The sequence below is a fragment of the Rothia sp. 27098_8_161 genome, assembly GCF_041432905.1.
GTDB lineage: Bacteria > Actinomycetota > Actinomycetes > Actinomycetales > Micrococcaceae > Rothia.
The window spans coordinates 75,543-82,009 of sequence record NZ_JAPWAL010000007.1 but is presented as its reverse complement, the minus strand read 5'-3'; the positions used below and the strand labels follow the sequence as shown (position 1 = coordinate 82,009).

At 55.0% G+C, this 6,467-nt stretch carries 6 protein-coding genes; all 6 read right to left on the bottom strand.

The features are described from left to right. Positions 1–607 precede the first annotated feature (607 nt). The 6 genes from rlmB to O3648_RS04295 all read right to left on the bottom strand — a co-directional run bounded on the left by rlmB (position 608) and on the right by O3648_RS04295 (position 6,362). Positions 608–1,594 (bottom strand): 23S rRNA (guanosine(2251)-2'-O)-methyltransferase RlmB, encoded by a 987-nt coding sequence (gene rlmB, locus O3648_RS04320; RefSeq protein WP_371568672.1) that lies wholly within the window; start codon positions 1,592–1,594, stop codon positions 608–610. A gap of 95 nt (positions 1,595–1,689) precedes the next feature. Then, on the bottom strand, positions 1,690–3,108 hold the full coding sequence (cysS, locus tag O3648_RS04315; protein WP_371568670.1) for a cysteine--tRNA ligase: 1,419 nt from the start codon (positions 3,106–3,108) through the stop codon (positions 1,690–1,692). Positions 3,109–3,179: 71 nt separating this feature from the next. Then, positions 3,180–3,662, bottom strand: a complete 483-nt coding sequence (ispF, locus tag O3648_RS04310; RefSeq protein ID WP_371568668.1) for a 2-C-methyl-D-erythritol 2,4-cyclodiphosphate synthase — start codon at positions 3,660–3,662, stop codon at positions 3,180–3,182. A gap of 73 nt (positions 3,663–3,735) precedes the next feature. Beyond that, positions 3,736–4,479, bottom strand: a complete 744-nt coding sequence (gene ispD, locus O3648_RS04305; protein ID WP_371568675.1) for a 2-C-methyl-D-erythritol 4-phosphate cytidylyltransferase — start codon at positions 4,477–4,479, stop codon at positions 3,736–3,738. A gap of 15 nt (positions 4,480–4,494) precedes the next feature. Continuing rightward, positions 4,495–5,178 (bottom strand): winged helix-turn-helix domain-containing protein, encoded by a 684-nt coding sequence (locus O3648_RS04300; RefSeq protein ID WP_371568666.1) that lies wholly within the window; start codon positions 5,176–5,178, stop codon positions 4,495–4,497. Positions 5,179–5,219: 41 nt separating this feature from the next. Next, the gene (locus O3648_RS04295; RefSeq protein WP_371568664.1) at positions 5,220–6,362 is read right to left on the bottom strand and encodes a sensor histidine kinase; all 1,143 of its coding nucleotides are present in this window, start codon (positions 6,360–6,362) and stop codon (positions 5,220–5,222) included. Positions 6,363–6,467: the final 105 nt, after the last annotated feature.

The following is a 6,467-nucleotide window of genomic DNA, read 5'->3' as shown; positions in this document are numbered from 1 at the left end:
TTCCTAAACTCTTCCACCATCACCAACAAAGCAACCTGAGAATCTTCTAAGCAAGAAACCAAAACACTATACAATTGAAAGTCATTCAACCGCTTCCGACTAGGAGAAACACCGAAGAAGTTCTTCGTTTTCTCCTCCTCGCCGCGGCGACTCATACAACTATACAGACGCCTAAACACCCATGCAACCTCAAAAAGGGTGAAGTAGACCACAAACACGGGGGTTTAGGTCCATCCTGACCCAAACATGACACTAGAACCCCTAGTCAGGAAAGGATAAGCTCCTCAAAAGTTCTTCGAAAAAAGTTTAAAAACCTTCAAAAGAACCCAAAAAACCTGCAGAAGCTCCCTAAAGAGCCCATATAGAAGGGCGACAGAGCCCCTCAGCCTCAAGAAGAGGAGCCCCCCCATCTCTGGAATCTCTGGATTACCTGTATTTCTCTACCGCTACGATTCCCCGTTTCCCCGTTCTGCAGCCTCCCTATATATGAATATATGAGCCCATATATATGGGGAGAGCGCAGAAAAGACAGAAAAGGAGGGCACCCCCTCACGGGGACGCCCTCCTCACTCAAGCTACAAGCCTGCAGCTCGCTAGCTTCAAAACTCTAGTTCACGGTAGCGCGACGACGAGAAACGTCGTACAGAGTAATGCCCACAGCCATCGCCGCGTTCAAAGACTCCATCGCAGAATCAATCGGAATCGACACAATCTGATCGCAGTTCTCAGTCACCAGGCGGGACAGGCCCTTACCCTCAGAACCAACCACCACGCACAGCGGCTCATTCGCAAGCTCCAGAGCCGGCAACTCAATATCACCACCGCCATCCAGACCAATCACGAAAATACCCTGCTCCTTAGCCTGCTGAATCACGCGAGTCAGATTAGTCGCCATCGCAACAGGAACACGAGCAGCTGCACCAGCACTAGTCTTCCACGCACCAGCAGTCACAGCAGCCGAACGACGCTCAGGAATAATCACACCATCACCGCTAAACGCGGACACGCTACGAATAATCGCGCCCAGGTTACGCGGATCAGTAATACCGTCCAAAGCAACAAACAGCGGCGGAGTCGACAGCTTACCCGAGTGCCAACGCTCCATAGTATCCAGCACCAGGTCAGTCGCATCCGGGTACTTATACGGCGGAATCTGCATCGCAACACCCTGATGTACAGAACCATCAGTCAAACGATCCAGCTCGCTACGCGGAATCTCCAGCATCGGAATATTGCGCTTATTCGCAATAGTCATGATCTCGCGAACGCGGTCATCAACTTCAACACGGCTCATGATGTACAAGTGCTTCGAGGGAATCTCAGTACGCAGAGCCTCAAGCACCGCATTACGACCAGTCACCAGCTCATCGCTAGCACGCTTACCACCCAGACGAGTCTGGAACTTACGGTTCGTACCGGTAGCAGCACGACGCTCAGCGGCACGCTTCATCTTATGCGCCTTGTGATAAACGCGGTCCTCAGCCTTCGGAGTAGGACCCTTACCCTCAAGCGCCTTACGACCGTGACCGCCAGTGCCCTTAGTAGCACCCTTCTTCTTGGTGGTAGCGCCCGGGCGCGAACCTGCCTTAGCCATTCTTCTCTTCCTTCGTCAAAGTAATGAATACGAGTCTACGCGAGAGAAACCCGCGCGACCTAAGCCTTACGCACAAACGCGGGGCACATCACCCTCTAGCCAACGCTCCAGCTCGAACCATTCGCGCTATCCTTCACCTGCACACCAGCAGACGCCAACAGATCACGCATCGCATCAGCCTTCGCCCAATCCTTCTGAGCACGAGCATCAGCACGCTCCGCCAACACAGCCTGAATCAGCGCATCCAGAGCCTCATGCTCAGCACTCGAAGTGCCCTCAGCATTAAAGCTCATCAGCTGCGCCAAACCCAGAACCTCAGCCATAGCCATCACAGCATTAGCCGCCTCCGAAGCATCCTCACCGGCAGCAAGCGCCGCATTACCCGCACGAGTCTGCTCATGCAAAACCGCCAAAGCACGCGGAATATTCACGTCATCATCCATAGCCTCAGCAAAAGCCTGCGGAACCTCACGGCCCGGCTTCAGCACATCCTGAGTAGCGGCAAGGAATGCCTCAACACGCTCAATAGCAGTTGCCGCCTCCTGCAGAGACGATGGACGGTAGTCAAGAATCGAACGATAATGCGCACTACCGAGATAGTAACGAACCACCAGCGGACGAGCCATCTGCAGCATCTGCGCCGGCGAAATCGTATTACCGATAGACTTCGACATCTTCTCACCCTCATAGGTGACCATGCCGTTATGCATCCAGAAGTTCGCGAAATCATCACCGGCAGCGGTCGACTGCGCCAGCTCATTCTCATGGTGCGGGAAACGCAAATCCAAACCGCCGCCGTGAATATCGAAACGCGAACCCAAATACTTACCAGACATAGCCGAGCACTCCAGGTGCCAGCCCGGACGGCCGCGACCCCACGGAGACTCCCACGAAGCAGTCAGAGGCTCGCCCTCTTTATAACCCTTCCACAGGGCAAAATCGCGGGGGTCACGCTTACCGCGCGGATCAGCATCTACCGAATCCTGCATATCATCAATGCTCTGATTAGTCAGCGCACCATACTTATCCCAGGAACGCACATCAAAATACACATCACCAGAATCATCCAGCGCAGGATACGCGTGGCCACGATCAATCAGACGCTGAATCAGAGAAAACATCTCCGGAATATGACCGGTCGCACGCGGCTCATACGTCGGCGGATCAATACCCAGCGCCGCATACGCCTGAGCAAAAACCTTCTCAAAACGATACGCGAGCGCCCACCACTGCTCATTCGGGAACTCACCCTCAAAACCGGGCTCCATAGAATCAGCAGACTTCGCCAAGATCTTGTCATCAATATCAGTGACATTGCGGACCGTCGTCACCTTCAGACCGCGGTAACACATCCAACGGCTCAACTGGTCAAAAACCAACGCCGAACGGATATGGCCCAGATGTGGTTCACCCTGTACCGTAGCACCACAATAATAGATACGCGCCTCACCGGGCACGACGGGCTCAAACTCGCGAATAGTCGCGGAAGCTGAATCATAAAAACGCATAGTCACACTTTCATTCTACGGGGTCGGTTCAGACACCGGGACGGTAAGTTACGGAATAGGTCAAGCCGACCAGACACCTAAGGACGCTCGAACACCAGCGCCGTCGCAATAGCAGCCACACCCTCGCCGCGGCCAGTCAAACCCAAACCGTCAGTAGTCGTTGCAATCACCGTCACCGAAGCACCCACCGCCTCGCTCAGCACGCGGTTCGCCTCATCACGGCGCAGAGAGAACTTCGGGCGGTTACCCACCAGCTGAACGCTCACATTACCAATCTCAAAACCAGCAGCACGCACAATCGCCGCAGCCTCATAAAGAATACGAACACCCGAAGCACCCTTCATATCCGGGCGGTCCACACCGAAATTAGAGCCCAAATCCCCTGTGCCGGAGGCGGCAAAAAGAGCATCCGCGGCAGCATGGGCCACCACATCACCATCAGAATGGCCGCTCAAACCACGCTCACCGGGCCAATGCAGACCAGCAATGTACAGAGGAGTGCCCTCCTCACCAAAAGCGTGGACATCAACACCGGTACCAACACGAGGAATAACAGTCATCATAGGACCCTTCAATCGATCAAAAATCTTCTCAGTAGCAGCGCCTCAGCACAAGAGGCGTTAGGAGGCAGGCTTAGGCAGTAGAATCACCAAACAGCGCGCGAGCAATCCGCAAATCCATCGGAGTCGTCACCTTAAACGCATTCGCATCACCGGCAACCGTCAACACCGGCTCGCCCGCCGCTTCCATCGCCATTGCATCATCAGTGAGCAGCTCAGCCTCCTCAGCAGGCAGGGAACGGCTACGCTCATGCACCGCCAACAGGGCAGCCACCTCAAAACCCTGAGGAGTCTGCACCGCACGCATCTGCGCACGCGAAGGAGTACCCGTCACCAAACCAGCAGAATCCACAGTCTTCACCGTATCCACCACCGGCAACACAGGAATCACCGCACGCACAACACCCTGCGGGCTCTCAGAACCTAAACCCTCAAACACGCGGTGATACACCTGCGGCGGAGTAAAAGCACGAGCGCAATCATGAATCAGCACATAATCCACTGGAACCTGCGCATCCTTCAAAGCATCCAACGCCGCAACCACCGAAGCAGTACGTGTATCACCACCGGCAGTAATCAACGCACCGGCACGGCGGGCATCCTCCAAAAGCTCCGGGCAACTCGCCGAACAATCAGCAGGAACAGCCACCACCACATGCTCAGCAACACCCGAAGCGAGCGCACCCTCCAACGCATAATCCAGCAAAGTACGACCATGCACACGCACAGCGGCCTTCGGAATCGGCTCACCCAGGCGAGTACCCGAACCAGCCGCCAAAACAATCACAGCAGTATTCGCCGCAGAAGCAGAAGTCATCATTCTCAAGCCCGCCTACACCTCGAACTTATAGCCCAATCCGCGAACCGTCACCACATACTGCGGGGCAGAAGAATCCGGCTCAATCTTCGAACGCAGACGCTTAATATGCACATCCAGAGTCTTCGTATCACCCACATAGTCAGCCCCCCACACGCGCTCAATCAGCTGGCCACGAGTCATCACACGACCCACATTGCGCAGCAGAATCTCCAGGAGCTCAAACTCCTTCAGCGGCATAGAAATCTCTTCACCATTAACCGTCACCACATGGCGATCAATGTCCATACGCACCGGGCCGCCCTGCAACACCGGCTCAATAGTAGAATCAGTCTCCGCCGAACGACGACGCAACACCGCGCGGATACGAGCAATCAACTCACGCGCAGAATACGGCTTGGTCACATAATCATCAGCGCCCAGTTCCAAACCCAGAACCTTATCTAGCTCAGAATCCTTAGCGGTCAGCATAATAATCGGGACCGAAGACACCTCACGTAGCTTGCGGCACACCTCCATACCGGACATGCCCGGGAGCATCACATCCAGCAGCACCAAATCTGCACCCTCGCGGTCAAACACCGGCAGAGCGTCCAGACCGCTGTCAACAACAATCGTCTGGAAACCCTCACGACCCAGTAAAAACGCAAGGGGATCCGAGAGGGCCTCTTCGTCCTCAACAATCAGAATTTTAGACATCAATAACTTCCTTCGATTCCATAAAACCTATAGCGCTAACACTACACTTCGACCGGAGGCTCATTCAGCGGCAACGCCAACGTAAACGTCGAGCCCTCCTGCGGCATCGACCGAACCGTCACGCTACCACCGTGCTGAGTCATCACATGCTTCACAATGCTCAAGCCCAAACCAGTACCGCCCGTCTGACGCGAACGAGCCGGATCAACCCGATAAAAACGCTCAAAAATACGTTTCTGCTCATCCTCCGGAATACCCACACCCTGATCAGTAACCTCAACCAGTAGCTGATCAGCTACACGGTGGACCCAAATATCAACCTTCGTATGCTCCGGGGAATAACGCACCGCATTCTCCACCACGTTCTGCACAGCAATACCCAGTAGCTCGGCGTCACCATACACCTCGGGGAGCTCCTCGATGCGGGTAGAAATCTGAATATCCTTCTCCTCCGCCACAATATTCGAACGATCCACCGCATCAGCCACCAAAGAAAACACCGACACCGGACCACCACGCGCAATCACATCAGTCGACTGCAGACGCGAAAGCTCAATAATGTCACGCACCAGCGCAGACAGGCGAAGAGTCTCCTTATGCAAACGACCCACAAAATACTCAATCGCCTCCGGGTCATCGCTCGCTTGCTCAATAGCCTCAGCCAACAGACTCACCGCGCCCACCGGAGTCTTCAACTCATGCGACACATTCGCCACAAAATCATTACGCATACGCTGAACACGAGAAATTTCAGTGCGGTCATCTGCGAGCACCAGAATGTACTCGTCCCCCAGCGAAGCAACACGCACGTCCAAGACCAGCGCCTCACCCTCACCGCGGTCAATCTCAAAAGTACGCTCAACAAAAATACCGCGATGACGCACCGTGCGAATCATCTCCGCCAGCTCATCAGAGGCTACCGTATGACCACGCACCAGACCCATCGCATACGCACCCGGAGAAGCCTGGATCACGCCGCCCACCTCATCAATCACCAGGTAAGCACGACCAATCACAGCAAGCACCTGAGCGGCACCATCACGCAGCGCCGGCACCGACACCAAGCTACGCTCCTGCTCCCGCTCGCTACGCGCCACCGCATTCATGCTCAGGACGCCCACCAGCAGACCTATCATGCCCGAAATAAAGGCGATCAGACCGGCATCCATGTACTTCCCTTCCATTCGGGTACCCCATAAGTATAAATGTGGCCGATACCCAGCACTTGAGCGGACGCCCCCCTTCTCAGGCGGACTCCCCGTGCAGAAACCTTACAGAGAGCGCAATGA

Excerpts from the sequence above, each read along its gene's own strand:
- ispF (WP_371568668.1), bottom strand. The coding sequence starts at position 3,662 with ATGACTGTTATTCCTCGTGTTGGTACCGGTGTTGATGTCCACGCTTTT.
- ispD (WP_371568675.1), bottom strand. The coding sequence starts at position 4,479 with ATGACTTCTGCTTCTGCGGCGAATACTGCTGTGATTGTTTTGGCGGCT.
- O3648_RS04300 (WP_371568666.1), bottom strand. The coding sequence starts at position 5,178 with ATGTCTAAAATTCTGATTGTTGAGGACGAAGAGGCCCTCTCGGATCCC.
- O3648_RS04295 (WP_371568664.1), bottom strand. The coding sequence starts at position 6,362 with ATGGAAGGGAAGTACATGGATGCCGGTCTGATCGCCTTTATTTCGGGC.
- rlmB (WP_371568672.1), bottom strand. The coding sequence starts at position 1,594 with ATGGCTAAGGCAGGTTCGCGCCCGGGCGCTACCACCAAGAAGAAGGGT.